This window comes from Marinobacter denitrificans, assembly GCF_008795955.1.
Taxonomy (GTDB): domain Bacteria; phylum Pseudomonadota; class Gammaproteobacteria; order Pseudomonadales; family Oleiphilaceae; genus Marinobacter; species Marinobacter denitrificans.
In genome coordinates this window covers 15,289-30,218 of sequence record NZ_VMHN01000014.1, presented here as the reverse complement: position 1 = coordinate 30,218, position 14,930 = coordinate 15,289, and the positions used below count along the sequence as shown (strand labels likewise).

The window sequence follows — 14,930 nt, the reverse complement described above, 5'->3', positions numbered from 1 at the left end:
GTTGACGTTTTCACTTGGCGTGGTCACCTTCAATGAAACACCCGGTCGAGTCGATAAAGCCCCTCATGGTAGCTGATGAAACCATGTACCTCGCGAAGCGGTCTGGCAAGAACAGGGCTGCAATGCGTACGTTTCTGTAAAGCCGCCAGCTACTTCCATGACCAAGCTGCTGAGTTAGGCGTCATTCGGCGTCGAGATCCTCAGTATCATTGTGCTCCGGGATGGTCGATTTCAGCGAAACGTCACTAAGTCCATGCTGAAGCTTCTTCAGAAGGTGAAGCAAGCTGACGCCGTCATCAAAACTCATCCCCTGCATGGCCTGTTTGTAAAACTCGGCAATAGTGTCCTGCAGTCGATTCCAGAAAGTCCGACCAGATTCGGTAAGTACCACCAGTCGAGCTCGGCGGTCTTGGGGATCCGGTATCCGGACAACGTGGCCATCTCTCTCCATTCGCTTCAGAACACCATCCAGGTTTTGGCGACTGACGTATAGATATTCTTTGAGCTGGTTGAACGAAGTTCCGTCCTCAAACCCTTCCCGAGACAGCGCGCCCAGTACCGCCCATTGCACGGCGCTGATGCCCATTTCGTTCTGGACCTGCCGCTGCAGGATGTTTCCGGTCTGGAACAGACGGAAAAAAAGGCGGTTGGGTATGCCTCCGGATTCGTTGACGATCATCTGTGCTCCTGTAGTGCCGCCCTGGCTTTCAGGCCAGGGTAGGCTGTCACCAGCACCCCGAATCGCAGAGGACATGGGGTGCATCACTTCGGCAGGTATTCGCGGGCGATGATGTTCTTCATGATCTGCGCGGTACCGTCACCTATCTGCAGGCCAAGGACATCCCGCAACCGCTGGGCAAAGGGCAGGTCTTCACCCCAGCCGGTGTGGCCGTGGGCCAGCAGGCACTGTTTTACCACATCGAAGGAAAGCTTGGGCCCCCACCATTTGTTCATGGCGGCTTCGGCATTGTGGGGCAGGTTGTTGTCCTTCAGCCAGAGCGCATGGTAACACTGCATGCGCGCGGCATGAACGAAGGTCTGGTATTCGGCCAGCGGATGGGTCAGGCCCTGGAAGGCTGACAGGTTCTGGCCGAAGGCTTTGCGCTCGGTCAGCCACTGCCAGGTTTCATCCAGGGATTGCTGGGCCACCGCCAGGCACTGCAGGCCGATCAGGGCGCGGCTGTAGTCGAAGCCCTGCATCACCTGTTTGAAGCCCTTGCCTTCGTCGCCCATCATGTTGTGGGCAGGTACTTCCACGTTGTCGAAGAAGATGGAGCCACGGCCAATGGCGCGCTGGCCGTTGTCTTCAAACCGGGTGGTGGTGATGCCCGGGGTGTTCATCGGCACCAGAAACGCGCTGATGCCGGAGGCCCGCTGCTCCACCGTGCCGGTGCGGGCAAACACCACCGCCACGTCGGCCTGGTCGGCCATGGAGATGGAGGTCTTCTCGCCGTTAAGCACGTACACGGCGCCCTTCTTCTCCGCCTTCAGGCGCAGGTTGGCCGCGTCGGAACCGCCGTGGGGCTCGGTCAGGGCGATGCAGGCAACTTTCTGGCCGGTGGTCATGCCGTGCAGCCATTCTTGGGCCAGGTCCGGGGCGGCGTGGCTGGCAATGATCTGGCCGTTCAGGGAGGTCAGCAGGGGAATGTAGCCAACGTTGAAATCCCCTTTGGAGATTTCCTCGATGATCAGGCCGCTGGTGACACAGTCCATGCCACTGCCGCCGAATTCTTCCGGCAGTTCGCCACCGAGCAGACCCATCTCGCCGAGCTGGCGGATGACGTCTTTCTCGATGATCCCTTCCTGATCCCGCTTGCGGTAGCCCGGAGCCAGCACCTCGGCGCTGAAGCGGGCCACAACGTCGCGGATCGCGTTCTGTTCTTCGTTAAATGCGAAATTCATGGTGTTCTCCGGGAGTGTCGGTGACCCGGTGGTTTTGCCACCGGGCCGGACCGCTTACTTGTAGAATTTCCGGAAGTCCGGCTTGCGCTTTTCCTTGAAGGCATTGACGCCTTCCTTGGACTCGTCTGTGTCGTAATACAGGCTCAGGGCCTGCATGCCGAGGGCACCGATACCGCCAATGTTGTCGCTGTCCGCGTTGAACGAGCGCTTGGCGATGGTCAGGGCGGTGGGGCTTTTTTCAAGGATTTCGTTGCACCACTTCTGCACTTCCTCGTCCAGCTGCTCCGGCGGCACCACGGCGTTGACCAGGCCCCACTCCAGTGCCTGCTGAGCGGAATACTTGCGGCACAGGTACCAGATTTCCCGGGCGCGCTTCTCACCGACAACCCGCGCGAGGTAAGCGGTACCGAAGCCGGGATCCACCGACCCGACCTTGGGGCCGACCTGGCCGAAGATGGCGGTTTCCGAAGCGATGCTCAGGTCACAGATCACATGCAGCACATGGCCGCCGCCGATGGCGAAGCCATTGACCCGGGCGATCACCGGCTTGGGCACTTCCCGGATCACGCGCTGGAGTTCCTCCACCGGCAGGCCGATCAGGCCGCGTCCGTCATACTGGCCGCCCTCGTGAGCGCCCTGGTCACCACCGGTGCAGAACGCCTTGTCGCCGGCGCCGGTGAACACGATCACGCCGATGTCCTTGTTCCAGCCGGCGCGGTTGAAGGCGTCCAGCAGTTCCATGCAGGTCTGGCCGCGGAAGGCGTTGTAACGGTCCGGGCGATTGATGGTGATGGTGGCGACACCGTTGGTTTCGTCGTACAGGATGTCTTCGTAATTCATGATGGATTCTCCTAAATCATGTAATGGGTGGCTTAGCCGGCCATGGTCAGGCCACCGGACACGCTGATCACCTGGCCGGTAATGAAGTTGGCGTCGTCACTGGCGAGCAGGGCGATGATGCCGGGGTAGTCTTCCGGCTGGGCCAGGCGCTTCATGGGCACGGCGTTACGGAAGGCTTCCAGCAGCTTCTCCGGGTTCGGGGCGGTTTCCGCCACGCCCTTGAGCAGCGCGGTGTCGGTGGGGCCGGGGCAGACCACGTTCAGGCACACGTTCTTGGTGGCCAGTTCCCGCGCCACGGTCTTGCTGAAGCCCACCAGGCCGGCCTTGCAGGCGGCGTAGACGGATTCGCCGGAGGAGCCCACCCGGGCCGCGTCGGAGGCCACGTTAATAACCTTGCCACCACCGGCGGCGATCATCTTCGGCAGCACCACGTGATGCATGTTCAGGGCACCGGTGAGATTCACCGCAATCAGCTGGTCCCAGAGCTTGGGCTCGGTTTTCAGGAACGGCATGAAGCGGTCGAAGCCGGCGTTGTTCACCAGCACCGTGGGTACGCCCAGATCGTTTTCGATGGCCGCCACCGTCTCGGTAATGGCCGCATAATCGGTGATATCGGCGGCGTAGGCGCGGGCCTTGCCACCGGCTTCGGTGATCAGGTCCACGGTGGCCTGGGCTGTGGCTTCGTCACGGTCCAGAACTGCAACCAGGCTGCCTTCTTCGGCAAAGCGGAGCGATACGGCGCGGCCGATGCCGCCACCACCACCGGTAACAATGACTGTTTTTCCGTTAAGGCCTTTCATGGGTTGTTCTCCTGTTGCTCAGAGTAATGGGTCGGGTCAGGCGCGTTTGGCCGGTTCCAGGCGCACTTCTTTCGCCTGTTCCCGCAGTTTGAATTTCTGGATCTTGCCGGAGGCGGTGCGGGGCATGGCCTCGATCACTTCCAGGTATTCCGGCAGATAGCTCTTGGAAAGCTGATGTTTGGTCAGGTAGCTCTTGAGCTCGTCGAGGGTCAGGCCGGTGGCGTTCTCGTCGAGGGTAACGTAGGCGCACAGCCGCTCACCCAGGCGCTCGTCGGGGCAACCCACCAAAGCCACATCGGCAATGCCGGGAAACTTGTAGAGCAGGTTCTCCACCTCAACCACGGGGATGTTCTCGCCGCCACGGATCACCACATCCTTGGTGCGGCCGGTGATGCGGATGTAGCCGTCCTTGTCCACGCGCGCGAGGTCGCCGGTGTTGAACCAGCCGCCTTCGTCCACGCCATAGAGTTCGGGTCGCTTGAGGTAGCCGACAAACAGGCTGGAGCCCCGGACGAGCAGGCTGCCTTCTTCTCCGGCAGGCAGTTCGTTGCCCTGGAAGTCGGTGACTTTCACTTCCGTGTAGGTCAGGGCCTTACCGTCGGATTGGCTGGCTCGCTCGTCGGGATCCTCCGGGCAGGTCGTAGTGACCGCGCCGTTTTCGGTCATGCCCCAGGCTGAAACAATTTTTGCATTCAATACCTTCCCGGCCTGTTCCACAACGGCGCTGGGGATCGGTGCGCCGGCGGAGACGAAGATCTTCAGGGAATCCAGTTCACCCTCGTGCTTGGGCGCGGTTTTCACGAGGTCGGCCAGGAACGGTGTCGCCGCCATAGTGAAAGCCGGTTTCTCGGTGGCAATTACGTTGCAGACGTATTCTGCGTCCCAGATGTCCTGAAGTATGGAGGTGGTGCCCAGATAGATGGGCACGAGTATGCCGTATGTGAAGCCGGTCTGGTGGGCCACCGGAGACGCCATCAGTACTTTGTCATTTGAGGTCAGGTGCAACCGGTCGGAGAAGGCCCTGACGTTCGAGAGCAACGTATTTGAGGTATGTACAACCCCCTTGGGCTCGCCAGTGGTGCCGGAGGTGTAGAGGATCTGGACCGCATCATCGGCGCTGAGCTGGCGCTCGGCAAACAGGGCTTTGGTGTCCTGCTTTTCTTCCCAGGGCGTCTCCATCAGACGTTGTTCAAAACTGCGTTCCCCCTCTCCGTCGATGACCAGCAGTGTTTCGAGGTTCGGCAGCTCTCCGCGAATACCGTCAATCATGGCCTCGTAGTCAAAGCCACGGAAGATCTTTGGAATCACCAGAAGTTTGGCCTCGCCATGTTTGAGCATGAAGCGCAGTTCCCGCTCCCGGAAGATGGGCATCAGCGGGTTGAGAATGGCACCGATTCGGATGCAGGCCAGATGCAGGGCGGTGGTCTGCCACCAGTTTGGCAATTGGCAGGCCACCAGGTCGCCTTTATCAATACCCATGGCCGCCAGGCCTGCGGCCATGCGGGTGACCCTGTCATTGAGTTCGCGATAGGTGAGGGCACCGCGCGTGTCGCTGGTGACCTGGTAGCCGACGATGGCTTCCCGGTCCGGGGTGCTGGCTACTGCCTGATCCAGATAGTCGGTAATAAGCTTGTCGGTCCAGGCGCCGCTTTCGATCATGGCGGCACGGCGTTGCGGATTGAGAGTGATGCCTGTATCCATCTGAGTCACCTGTTGTGTCTGGTTTGTTGTTGGGTGACCTGACCACAAAAGCAGGTCATTACCTTGTCCGCTTCAACATACGCCTTCGCAAATTAATATGTCAACATGTTGCGTTAAAAAATTCTCGAGTGTAGCCTTTAAAATCGACGTCATCAACGATATAGATTTCTAAAAACAGTAATAAGAAAGCAGATATTAGTAGAGGTGGTTATGGAGTACAGCAACATATTGCTTGAAAGGCACAAGGCGGTGGCTCTCGTCCGGATCAACCGGCCAGCAGTGTACAACGCTTTGAACAACGCTTTGATGAACGAATTGACGTCCGCTCTGGAAGCCCTGGAAGCAGATAACGCCATTCGCGCGATTGTCATTACCGGCAACGAGAAAGCCTTTGCCGCCGGCGCAGACATTTCCGAAGTCCACGCCCTGGACTTTTCCCGGGCTTACCGGGAGCGCTTCATCTCCGCTAACTGGGAAACCGTGACCCGATGCCGCAAACCGGTGATTGCCGCGGTGGCCGGCCTGGCACTCGGCGGTGGCTGTGAGCTGGCGATGATGTGCGACCTCTTGATCGCCGTCGATAACGCCCGTTTCGGCCAGCCGGAAGTGAAGATCGGCACCCTGCCTGGAGCTGGAGGAACCCAGCGACTGGCCCCGGCCATCGGTAAGGCTAAGACCATGGACCTGTGCCTGACGGGTCGGGTGATGGATGCGCAGGAAGCCGAACGCAGTGGTCTGGTCAGCCGGGTGGTGCCGACTGACGATCTGCTCGAGACGGCCCTCGCGGTCGCGGCCGAGATCGCCGGCTACTCGCAGATGGCGACCATGATCAACAAGGATGCGGTTAACCAGGCGTTCGAGACTCCCCTGAGAGCGGGCATCGAGTACGAGCGCCGTCTGCTGTGGTCCAGCTTTGCCTCCGAAGACCGCAACGAGGGCATGACCGCCTTTCTCGAGAAACGTCAGCCCCGGTGGCAGCACCGGTAACAGAACCGTTAACCCACACATGCCCAGGCGCGGCTATGGCTATTTATTTCACCTCTCCCGCAAGGCCGTAAACGAAATCCGCTCCTGCTCCAGACGCAGATTTACGCCCGGCTCCAGGGTGCCCAGTAGGCGCAGATTGGTTAAAGGACCTGCACCAACAAGCAATGCAGGCAAAAAACACCCTCGATCTGCAGATCGGTGACTGCGTGACAGGGCACTTGTCCGCACTCACGTAGCCGGCTTTCCTCAGTATTCGTTCTTTAGGCGAAACCAGAGGGCATAAAGCGCCGGGACAAACAATAGCGTGATCAGAGTGCCGACCGCCACGCCACCGATAAGGACATAAGCCAGCGGCCCCCAGAACAGGTCAAAGGTCAGAGGTACAAACGCCAGAACGGCCGCCAGGGCGGTGAGCACCACGGGCCGGGCACGCTGGACTGCCGCCTCGATAACCGCTTCCCGGGCAGCCATTCCTGCTTTGAAGTTGTCCTGCACCTGCTGCGTCAGAATCATGGTATTTCGCATCAGGATGCCGCCCAGGCCAATCAGCCCCAGCAGCGCGGTAAAGCCAAAGGGTTGATTAAACAGCAGCAGAGCCAGCACAGCCCCAATCAGCCCCAGTGGCGCGGTGGCAAGAACAGTCAATGTGCCGATAAATGAACGCATCTGAAGCATGATGAAGATCAGCATCAACGCCAACATCACCGGTTGTAATGTCTGGATTGAAGCATTGGCTTTGGCTGATTGTTCCACCGTACCGCCAATTTCAATACGGTAACCCTCCGGCAACTGTTCACGCAGGGCTGTCATCGCACTCCAGATTTCCTTGGTGACATCCGGTGGCTGGGCACCTTCTACATCGGCCTGAACGGCCAGGAAGGGGTCACGGTTGTAACGCTTTATGACGGGGTCCTCGTAACGAACCTGCCACTTGCCCAGTTGCTGTACGGAAAGTTTGCGGCCGTCGCGGGTTTTGATTTCAAGATTTTCCGGCATGATCACTTCGCCACGGGCATTACGCGCCACCAGTTGAACGCTCCTTATGCCCTGGCGCAGTTCGGTGACGGCCACTCCGCGGAGTTGGAACTGCAGTTGCCGGGCAACTTCCGCCGGGGTCAGGCCCATCCAACCCAGGTTTTCCGGGTCCATATCAAGATAGAGAGTGGGCACACGCTCATCCCATTCGAGATGCGGCATGACGATGTTCGGATGCCCGGTCATGAGAGTCCGGATCTGGTGCGCGATCTCTCTGAGCTGATCGGCTTCCGGACCCAGCACACGAAAACTGACCGGCCAGACCACCGGGGGACCGTACAGCAAACGCGTTACACGCACTCGTGCCTCCGGAAATTCCCCCGCCGCGATTCTGGCTTCCAGTGCCGAGATGATGCGATCGCGCCCTTCAACGTCCTGCCCAATGGCAATCAACTTGGCAAATGCCGGGTCCGGCTGCTCGGGGTTTGCCGATACGAAGAATCGGGGTGCACCGGCACCGATGTAAGCGGAAAGGCTTTTCACCTCCGGCATGTCCATCAGAATCGCTTCCAGGCGTCTGACACTTTGATCCGTGGTGGCAATAGCGCTCCCCTGTGGAGCATAGACACTGATCAGAACTTCGGGGCGATCAGAACTGGGAAAAAATTGCTTCTGCACCTGGGTTACCATCCCGAAAGCACTGATCGCCAGCAAACCCACTGTGATAAAAACGACGGTTTTCCGGTACTGTACACACGCTGTGATCACCCCGCGCAACCGCTGATAAAACGCGCTTTGGTAGAGGTCCTGGCCCGTATGCCCGATGTAATCGGGCAAGAGCTTGACGCCCAGATAAGGCGTAAAGGTTACCGCCACCACCCAGGAAATCAACAACGAAAAAGCCAGCACCCAGAAGATGTTGCCGGTGTATTCCCCCACCCCGGACTGAGCAAATCCGATGGGGACAAATCCGGCCACCGTCACCAGCGTTCCAAACAGCATGGGCGCGGCTGTTACGCTCCAGGCATGACTGGCTGCCCGTACCCGGTCCCAGCCGCTCTCCATCTTCACAATCATCATTTCAATGGCGATGATCGCATCGTCCACTAACAGGCCCAGTGCGATAATCAAGGCTCCCAGGGTGATGCGGTCCAGGTTTATGCCCGCCATTTTCATCAACAAGAAAGTCAGGCCGAGGGTCACAGGAATCGCAATGCCCACCACCAAACCCGCGCGCAGACCGATCGCCAGTATGCTGACCCCCATCACGACGACCAACGCAACCAGAAACTTGACCTGAAAAAGGTCAACCGCCTGAGTGATGGCTTCCGCCTGATCGGTCAGGGTCTGTATTGACATTCCCAGCGGCAGCCTGCCCTGTTCGGCACTGACAAACTCGCGCAGCCGCTCACCAAACTCCAGGCCATTTTCACCCGCGCGCATGACGACACCTAACAGGATCGCATCCTCACCGTTGGAGCGGACGATGTAGCTCAAAGGATCTTCATAACCTAAACGCACCTCGGCCAGATCAGACACGGTGATAAGCTGGTCTCCGATACGCAGAGGCACTGAGGTGAGGCGCTCAAGGTCAGACAGGTCGATGTTGCTGCGGACATAAACCCGCGGGCCGGCAAGATCAACAAAGCCAAGAGGCTGAAGACGGTTGTTGGCCTCTATCGCCTGCAACACCTCTTCTGCCGACAAACCGAGGTTGTTGAGCCGGTCCTGATCAAATTCGAGATACACCCGCTCAGGACGCTCCGCCAGGAGCTGTGCTTTTTGCAAGCCGGGCAGCCGTTGCAGGCGATTCCGTATCGATTCTGCCTCGCGGGTCAGTTCACGCATCGGCATCCCGGGTGCCGTCAGCGCCAGCAGGGAGAAATACACATCCGCGAAATCATCGTTGACGATGGGGCCGATCACACCCCGGGGCAGATTGGGCCTCTCATCGAGCATGCGTTTGCGGACTTGATAGAAGAGGTCCGGCACTTTTTCGCTGGGCGTAGAATCCTGGAATCGGATAAGCATGGCGGCCTGCCCGGGCCGGATGGTTGTTTCAATGGTATCGGTATACGCCACCTCCTGAATTAGCTTTTCCAGACGATCCACGACCTGATTCTGCAGCACCTCGGGGGCTGCTCCTGGCCAGACGACAGAAACCACCATCGCCCGGACGGTGAACGCAGGGTCTTCCGCCCTACCAAGGGAGGAGAACGCGTAGAAACCAGTAACAACGGACAGCAAAAGAAAAAATAGGGTGACCGAACGCTCGCGCACTGCCAGCGCGGAAAGATTCGGTAAGCTCATTGAGCCATCTCCCGCACCGCCATGCCAGGCGTGAGCAGGTGTGTCCCCAACGCGACGATGGGCGTTCCCGCGTTGATATCGGCCTTGATCTGCGCATACTCTTCACCCAGATCGATCACCTCGACCGCAAGGGGCTTCACCGTGCCATCGGAGACCAACCAGACCTGCGGCGTTTGCCCTCTCTCATCGAGGGCACCCAGCGGTACGCGATGGCTGGGCGCGGTTTGCTTCTGTGCTAACCGGACACTCACTACCGAACCCAGGGTTAAAGATGAGGGGTAGGGCCCCTCCAGGCTGTATCGGGCACGCCAGCTCCGGCTTGCGGGGTCGGCAGCCCCGGCAATCTCTCTCAGGCTCACAGCAAGCTGTTCGCCAGTGGGCAAAGGAACATAACCGCGCCTGGGCGGGTTACTGCCCTCTGGTAAAAAAACCTCGACTTCCAGCGATTGATCTTCGGCCAGAACGGCAAGGGTTTGACCGACACCCACAACCTGGCCGGGTTCAACGATGACCTCAGTGACCACGCCTGCATTGGCGGCTTTCAGTTCCGCATACCCCAAGGCATTCTGAGCCTGCTGATTGCGTGCAGAAGCCGTTTGCACCTGGCTGCGCGCCTCACGCTCTGCCAATTCAAGGCGTTGCAGGGTTTGTTCGCTGACAAACTGACGCCCCACAAGTTGCTGCTGGCGCTGGAGCTCATTGGTGGTAATTGCCAGGGCCGCTTCTGCACGCTTCAGATCCGCCGCGGCTCCCTCCGCCGTTGCTACAAGGTCTCGTGTATCGAGTTTGAACAGTAAGTCGCCTTTTTCCACGCGTTGACCGGCATCAATGTAACGATGTTGAATCCGACCGGCGATCTGAAAGGCCTGAGGAACTTCGTGGCGGCCTCGCAGGGTTCCTGAAAATCTGTGCGCTGTTGGGCCGGCGTCCTTTAGTTCAACTGTTTTTACCCAGGGGATAGGGGCGCGGGCCTCTGGGGGCGGTTCCGAAGACTGCTGACAACCAGACAGAATGAGCAGCGAGATAAACAGTGTCAGCATACAGCGCATGGCAGGTGTCCCGATTAGCAAAATCAAGGTGTGGGTATCAGTTCTCGCGGTGTCCGGACAAAGCAAGTTGCAGGATGGCATCGCGAACGGTTTCGTTCTGCTCCATGGGCAGGAAGTGGGTCGTACCTTCAAGAACCATGACGTCAGCCCTGGGCAGCAGGGTCTGCAGGCGTTTTCGCGCCGCCGGCGAGAAGGTTGACCCGCGTTCCGCCGCCAGCGCGATAACCGGGCACCGCAACTGACGAATACCGGGCCAGGGGTTGTGTTCGGTATGGGCAAAAGTGGTGCTCTCCCACTCCGGCGCACACGCCAATTGAACTTGATCTTCCTGCGGTTCGAAGGCGTGTTGGATGTAGGCTTCCAGCCATGCTTCGGGCCAGGTCTTGAAGCCACCGCGGCCCCGATAGTTGTCCAGTGCAGCAGCGTGCGAGTCGAATACCCTGCGCCGACGTGCGGCTCCGGCGGCCAGTGACAACCGATGTGACTGGCGTAGCAGTTTGGCCAGCCACAGCTTCAGGCCCTGCCCCGGATCCATGATTACCGGCTCCGCCAGAATCAGGCCCAGCACTTTGTCTGGCCGTCGGGCAGCGGCCATGATGCTGGTGGTGGCACCGATGGAATGGCCGGCGAGCCAGACCGGCTCGTCCAGGCTATCCAGCAGAGCGATCATGTCGCGATAGTAGGTTTCCCAGCCCCGGAATGTCGAAAAGTTCGCCGCACCGGCGCTGGCCCCGTGCCCCCGCATGTCCCAGGCCAGGACATTGACGTCCGTGGCAAGCTCATCAAGGAGGGGGCGGTACAGGCGGCCATGGAAACCCGTTGCATGCGCCCAGTGCACCGTGGGGCGCGCTTTGGATTGCGGCCAACGCCACAGTGCGATCTCCGCGCCATCCGGCGCCTGGAATTGGTCGCGTTCAGGGTTGTTGTGCTTATTGTTCATGAAGATCTGCTTCTTTGGCCGCCATTGTCGGGAGCAACAACTGAACCTGACCGCTGGCGATTGGTTTGCGCTTATCGCCCTGCCAGCAGGTCACCCGGACCAGGCTGCTCCGCCTGCCTTGTCGAACAATTTCGGCGCTGGCGAACGTCGATCGGGCCTGCGCGGAGCGGAGGTAGTTAATGTGGCTGTCGAGAATGCGTGGGCAACGTTTGTCTGTATCCTGGCTTTGCGCAGCGACCCGCGCGGTGAGTTCGATCAGGGCGCCAAGCACGCCGCCATGGAGGGCGGGTAGCATAAAGTTGCCAATGAGCGCTTCACGACACGGCATATGAACCACTAGACCTACATCGTCGCGTTGAACCTCAAGCCCAAGGTGCCGTGCGTAGGGAATGCGCTCCAGCAGAGCCTGCCAGTCGGAACATTCTTTCCCGCTTTCGGTAGGGCCTGAGATGGGTTGTGCCGAATCGCCGGTCGTGCTCATGCGCCCTCCTTTTTTCGTCCACCGGCCTGGAATCGCTGGCCCTGGGTGTTGCGCATGAAGGTGGCGTTTGCCGTCGCTAACAGTGCACTATCGCTCTCGCTGAGGATGTCGCAATGGATGAACGCGACCTCGTCCGTTAAATGACGACAGGTGGCCACCGCCAAGAGGGCACGGTCGCCGATGGCGGGCCGCAGATAATCCATGCGCAGATCCAGCGTGGCAATGGGCATCAACTCCAGGGCCCCCGCGAATACCGCCAAGCCTCCGGCGGAGTCGGCCAGCGAGTAGAGCACGCTGGTGCAGATTTCTTTTGTATCCTCTTCGGCGAACATCCATGGCTGAGGGGTCAGGCGCATGCAGACCTGGTTTCCGTTCACAGAGACAACCTGCATACCCAGATCCCTGCCGTGGGGAACCTGTTCGGTGAACTGCCACGCCGTCGTCACAGCGTCACTGTGCTGAGCTCTGTTCGACTCCGTCATCAGATCTGCCCACCCCGGTTTGCATTTCGCACAGGGGCGGAAGTGGCGGGAAACAGCTGATTGTCATAGGTCATTGCCATGTCAGTTTCTTCCGAATAACATTGTTGCTGGATTTTGGTTGGTTAACCAACCAAAAGTCAAGAATCTGTTGAGGCAAATGGCACGCCACCCGTGCAATGGCGTACGATCAGTGTAACGAGTCAGGTGGTGGCCGCTCTGATGAATAACGAACTGGCTTGCTGAGGAGATACTTAAGCGATGGTTAACAGACAGATGACTCCTGCAAGCAAACTGGGCGACCAGGGCGACGTTTTGTCTAACGCAGCCAGGCTTTTTCGTGAGAAAGGCTTTGAAAGGACGTCGCTCAAGGAGATTGCCGAGGCCTGCAATATGCTGCCCGGAAGTCTGTATTATCGTTACAACAGCAAGGAAGCGCTGCTTGTCGAGCTGATGCGCCGGGGAGTGGACCTGGTGACCGCAGAGGTCGAGTCGGCTTACGCAAGCTCGGACGACCCGGTTGAGCGTTTGCGTCTTTGTATCAACGCGCATCTGCGCACCCTGTTGGTGGATTCGGACGCGGTTTACGTGCTGCTGTTTGAATGGCGGGCGCTGGGCCCGGAGGCTCGCGAGGAAATCATCGAACTGCGTGACCAGTACGAGTCCCTGTGGGCCGGTATCCTCGAAACAATGATTGCGCAGGGCGTGGTCCGGAAGAATGTTGACGGCCGTTTGCTCCGCCTGATCGGCCTTGGGGCGCTCAACTGGGTTGCAACCTGGTTCGACCCGAGCGGGGCTCATTCACTCGACGCCATTGGTGATTTGATCTGGCAGATCGCTATGGACGGTGTGATCAATAAAGGAATCAAGGCATAGGGTAAACACTGCCCGAAAATGGCTCGGCACTCAGAAGCGATACGCAGCCGACACAGTCCCAAAAGAAAGTGCATCTTTATTACTTTCATCCTGACTGGTCGTCGCTCTGAGTGTAAGGGCAATCTGGATTCCAGGCGAATGCCAACCAACGCCCACGCCACCCAGACCAACAACAGGACGCTGGTCATAATCGTAGCGCCCCGACTGCTCTTCCAGATAGGCATAATCCGGGATGACATTGGCGGGCAAGTTGGTAGCCATGGGGTCTACCGGTAGCGGTTGCTACGGCCGTTCCGTTCGGGGTTTTTGGTGCGATCCTGGCTGCCAGGATACGGGGCTTCCCCAACGACATCTACTTCCAGATTGGCTTGCTGGTGCTGATTGGGCTGGCAGCGAAGAATGCCATTCTGATTGTGGAGTTTGCCGCTCAGAATCGTAAAGCCGGTATGTCCGCAGCGGAAGCCGCCAGTGCAGCAGCCAGACAGCGGTTCCGGGCCATTATGATGACCGCCTTGACGTTCATCATTGGCTCCCTGCCGCTGGCCTTCAGCACCGGCGCCGGTGCTGCTAGCCGACAGGAGATTGGTACCGTGGTGGTTGGGGGTATGATCGCCGCCAGCACACTTGCGCTGTTCTTTGTGCCGTTGTACTACAAGTTAATTGAGGATTTGGGGGACTGGCGGAAAGGTTTAAAAAGCGGTGATTAGGAAATATTGAGCAAAAGAAAATCGCCTGTACCGCCCCACCTTGGATCACGGTGGGGCGGTGTTCCTCGATGAGGCCGAAGTGCTTAACGGATGGTGCCAGTTCTCGGCGTATCGCTCATTCTGGTTGCCTTTCTGGTTAACCTGCTGGGTAACCGAATGAGCCAGGGGATAGCGTCATTTACCGGGATTCTGAAAATCGGAGGTATCCTGACCTTCGGGCTGGTGGGTGTCTGGATCGCCGACTCCCTATCGATAGACTTCTCGAGCCCCGGAGAGGCCGGAACCATGGGTAATTTCTTCGGGGCAACCGCACTAGGGATACTGGCCTTCAAGGGATTCACCACGATCACCAACAGTGGCTCCGAGGTCAAAGACCCCCACCGGAACGTTGGTCGTGCCAGGCATCTTTGCAGTCTCGCGGATGCTGACCATGCTGACCGAGATGAAACTGGTTCCGCACAGTCACCTTGGCATGCCGGGCAGTATCCAGAAGCACACGCTGGTCTACACTGTAGTTCTGGGGCTTGTCCTCACGGCTTTTTTTGATCTTTCCCGGATTGCCGCGCTCGGGATCGTGTTCTAACTGGTCATGGATATCGCCATTCACTGGGGTGTACTGCGGTATCTGCGCAAGGATATAAAGGCCAATATCTGGGTGCCGGCCACAGCCATTATTCTGGATCTCCTGGTGCTGGGGGCTTTGTTTCGGTCAAACTCCATACCGATCCGTTTGTAATCGGCGTAGCTGTTGTCACAATGATCGTGACCGCCGTGGCCGAGCAGATTTTCCTAACCAGGTCCGGGAATGCCCGGCAATCGAAACACGAGGGGGCGCATGATGACCATCATCAGTAACCGGTACTTTTTAACGTGGAGGGCAGTG

General features: G+C 58.8%; 13 protein-coding genes and 2 pseudogenes. 4 read left to right on the top strand and 11 right to left on the bottom strand.

The features are described 5' to 3' along the window. Positions 1 to 181: 181 nt before the first annotated feature. The 5 genes from FO268_RS21890 to FO268_RS21870 form a co-directional block, all read right to left on the bottom strand. On the bottom strand, positions 182 to 679 hold the full coding sequence (locus FO268_RS21890) for a MarR family winged helix-turn-helix transcriptional regulator (protein WP_041336258.1): 498 nt from the start codon (positions 677 to 679) through the stop codon (positions 182 to 184). Between the two features lie 83 nt (positions 680 to 762). Continuing rightward, positions 763 to 1,902 (bottom strand): cyclohexanecarboxyl-CoA dehydrogenase, encoded by a 1,140-nt coding sequence (gene aliB / locus FO268_RS21885; RefSeq protein ID WP_150995323.1) that lies wholly within the window; start codon positions 1,900 to 1,902, stop codon positions 763 to 765. Positions 1,903 to 1,956: 54 nt separating this feature from the next. Continuing rightward, entirely contained in the window at positions 1,957 to 2,742 is a 786-nt protein-coding gene (locus FO268_RS21880; protein WP_150995322.1) for an enoyl-CoA hydratase-related protein, read from the bottom strand. Between the two features lie 32 nt (positions 2,743 to 2,774). Further along, entirely contained in the window at positions 2,775 to 3,542 is a 768-nt protein-coding gene (locus FO268_RS21875; protein WP_053115253.1) for an SDR family NAD(P)-dependent oxidoreductase, read from the bottom strand. 36 nt (positions 3,543 to 3,578) lie between these two features. Then, positions 3,579 to 5,243: an AMP-binding protein gene (locus FO268_RS21870; RefSeq protein WP_150995321.1), complete on the bottom strand. Its 1,665-nt coding sequence runs from the start codon at positions 5,241 to 5,243 to the stop codon at positions 3,579 to 3,581. Positions 5,244 to 5,453: 210 nt separating this feature from the next. On the opposite strand from FO268_RS21870, the gene FO268_RS21865 reads away from it, so the two are divergent. Further along, on the top strand, positions 5,454 to 6,230 hold the full coding sequence (locus tag FO268_RS21865) for an enoyl-CoA hydratase (protein WP_150995320.1): 777 nt from the start codon (positions 5,454 to 5,456) through the stop codon (positions 6,228 to 6,230). A 246-nt stretch (positions 6,231 to 6,476) separates the two neighbouring features. Here the strand turns inward: FO268_RS21865 and FO268_RS21860 are convergent, their stop codons facing one another. Genes FO268_RS21860 through FO268_RS21840 form a run of 5 tightly spaced genes read right to left on the bottom strand, consistent with a single transcriptional unit; the run spans position 6,477 to position 12,467 of the window. Continuing rightward, complete coding sequence (locus FO268_RS21860) at positions 6,477 to 9,515, bottom strand: efflux RND transporter permease subunit (RefSeq protein ID WP_150995319.1); 3,039 nt, start codon at positions 9,513 to 9,515, stop codon at positions 6,477 to 6,479. Further along, on the bottom strand, positions 9,512 to 10,564 hold the full coding sequence (locus FO268_RS21855) for an efflux RND transporter periplasmic adaptor subunit (RefSeq protein WP_150995318.1): 1,053 nt from the start codon (positions 10,562 to 10,564) through the stop codon (positions 9,512 to 9,514). The genes FO268_RS21860 and FO268_RS21855 overlap by 4 nt, the downstream gene beginning before the upstream one ends. Before the next feature lie 37 nt (positions 10,565 to 10,601). Then, a complete protein-coding gene (locus tag FO268_RS21850) occupies positions 10,602 to 11,504 on the bottom strand; it encodes an alpha/beta fold hydrolase (protein WP_053115258.1) in 903 nt (300 codons plus the stop codon). Further along, positions 11,494 to 11,985, bottom strand: coding sequence for a PaaI family thioesterase (locus FO268_RS21845; protein WP_008170315.1), 492 nt, complete (start codon positions 11,983 to 11,985; stop codon positions 11,494 to 11,496). The genes FO268_RS21850 and FO268_RS21845 overlap by 11 nt, the downstream gene beginning before the upstream one ends. Next, complete coding sequence (locus FO268_RS21840; protein WP_014422288.1) at positions 11,982 to 12,467, bottom strand: PaaI family thioesterase; 486 nt, start codon at positions 12,465 to 12,467, stop codon at positions 11,982 to 11,984. Before FO268_RS21840 ends, FO268_RS21845 begins: the two co-directional genes overlap by 4 nt. A gap of 258 nt (positions 12,468 to 12,725) precedes the next feature. On the opposite strand from FO268_RS21840, the gene FO268_RS21835 reads away from it, so the two are divergent. Then, positions 12,726 to 13,340: a TetR/AcrR family transcriptional regulator gene (locus tag FO268_RS21835; protein WP_150995317.1), complete on the top strand. Its 615-nt coding sequence runs from the start codon at positions 12,726 to 12,728 to the stop codon at positions 13,338 to 13,340. Between the two features lie 30 nt (positions 13,341 to 13,370). Here FO268_RS21835 and FO268_RS21830 read toward each other — a convergent pair whose 3' ends face one another. After that, a complete protein-coding gene (locus FO268_RS21830; protein ID WP_075195133.1) occupies positions 13,371 to 13,601 on the bottom strand; it encodes a hypothetical protein in 231 nt (76 codons plus the stop codon). Between FO268_RS21830 and FO268_RS21825 the strand changes: the two are divergent. Both FO268_RS21825 and FO268_RS21820 read left to right on the top strand, forming a co-directional pair. Beyond that, positions 13,601 to 14,047 (top strand): annotated as a pseudogene (locus FO268_RS21825) (efflux RND transporter permease subunit); the annotation flags it as partial. The gene FO268_RS21830 and the pseudogene FO268_RS21825 sit on opposite strands and share 1 nt — an antisense overlap. Before the next feature lie 87 nt (positions 14,048 to 14,134). Further along, positions 14,135 to 14,902 (top strand): annotated as a pseudogene (locus FO268_RS21820) (amino acid permease); the annotation flags it as partial. Positions 14,903 to 14,930: the final 28 nt, after the last annotated feature.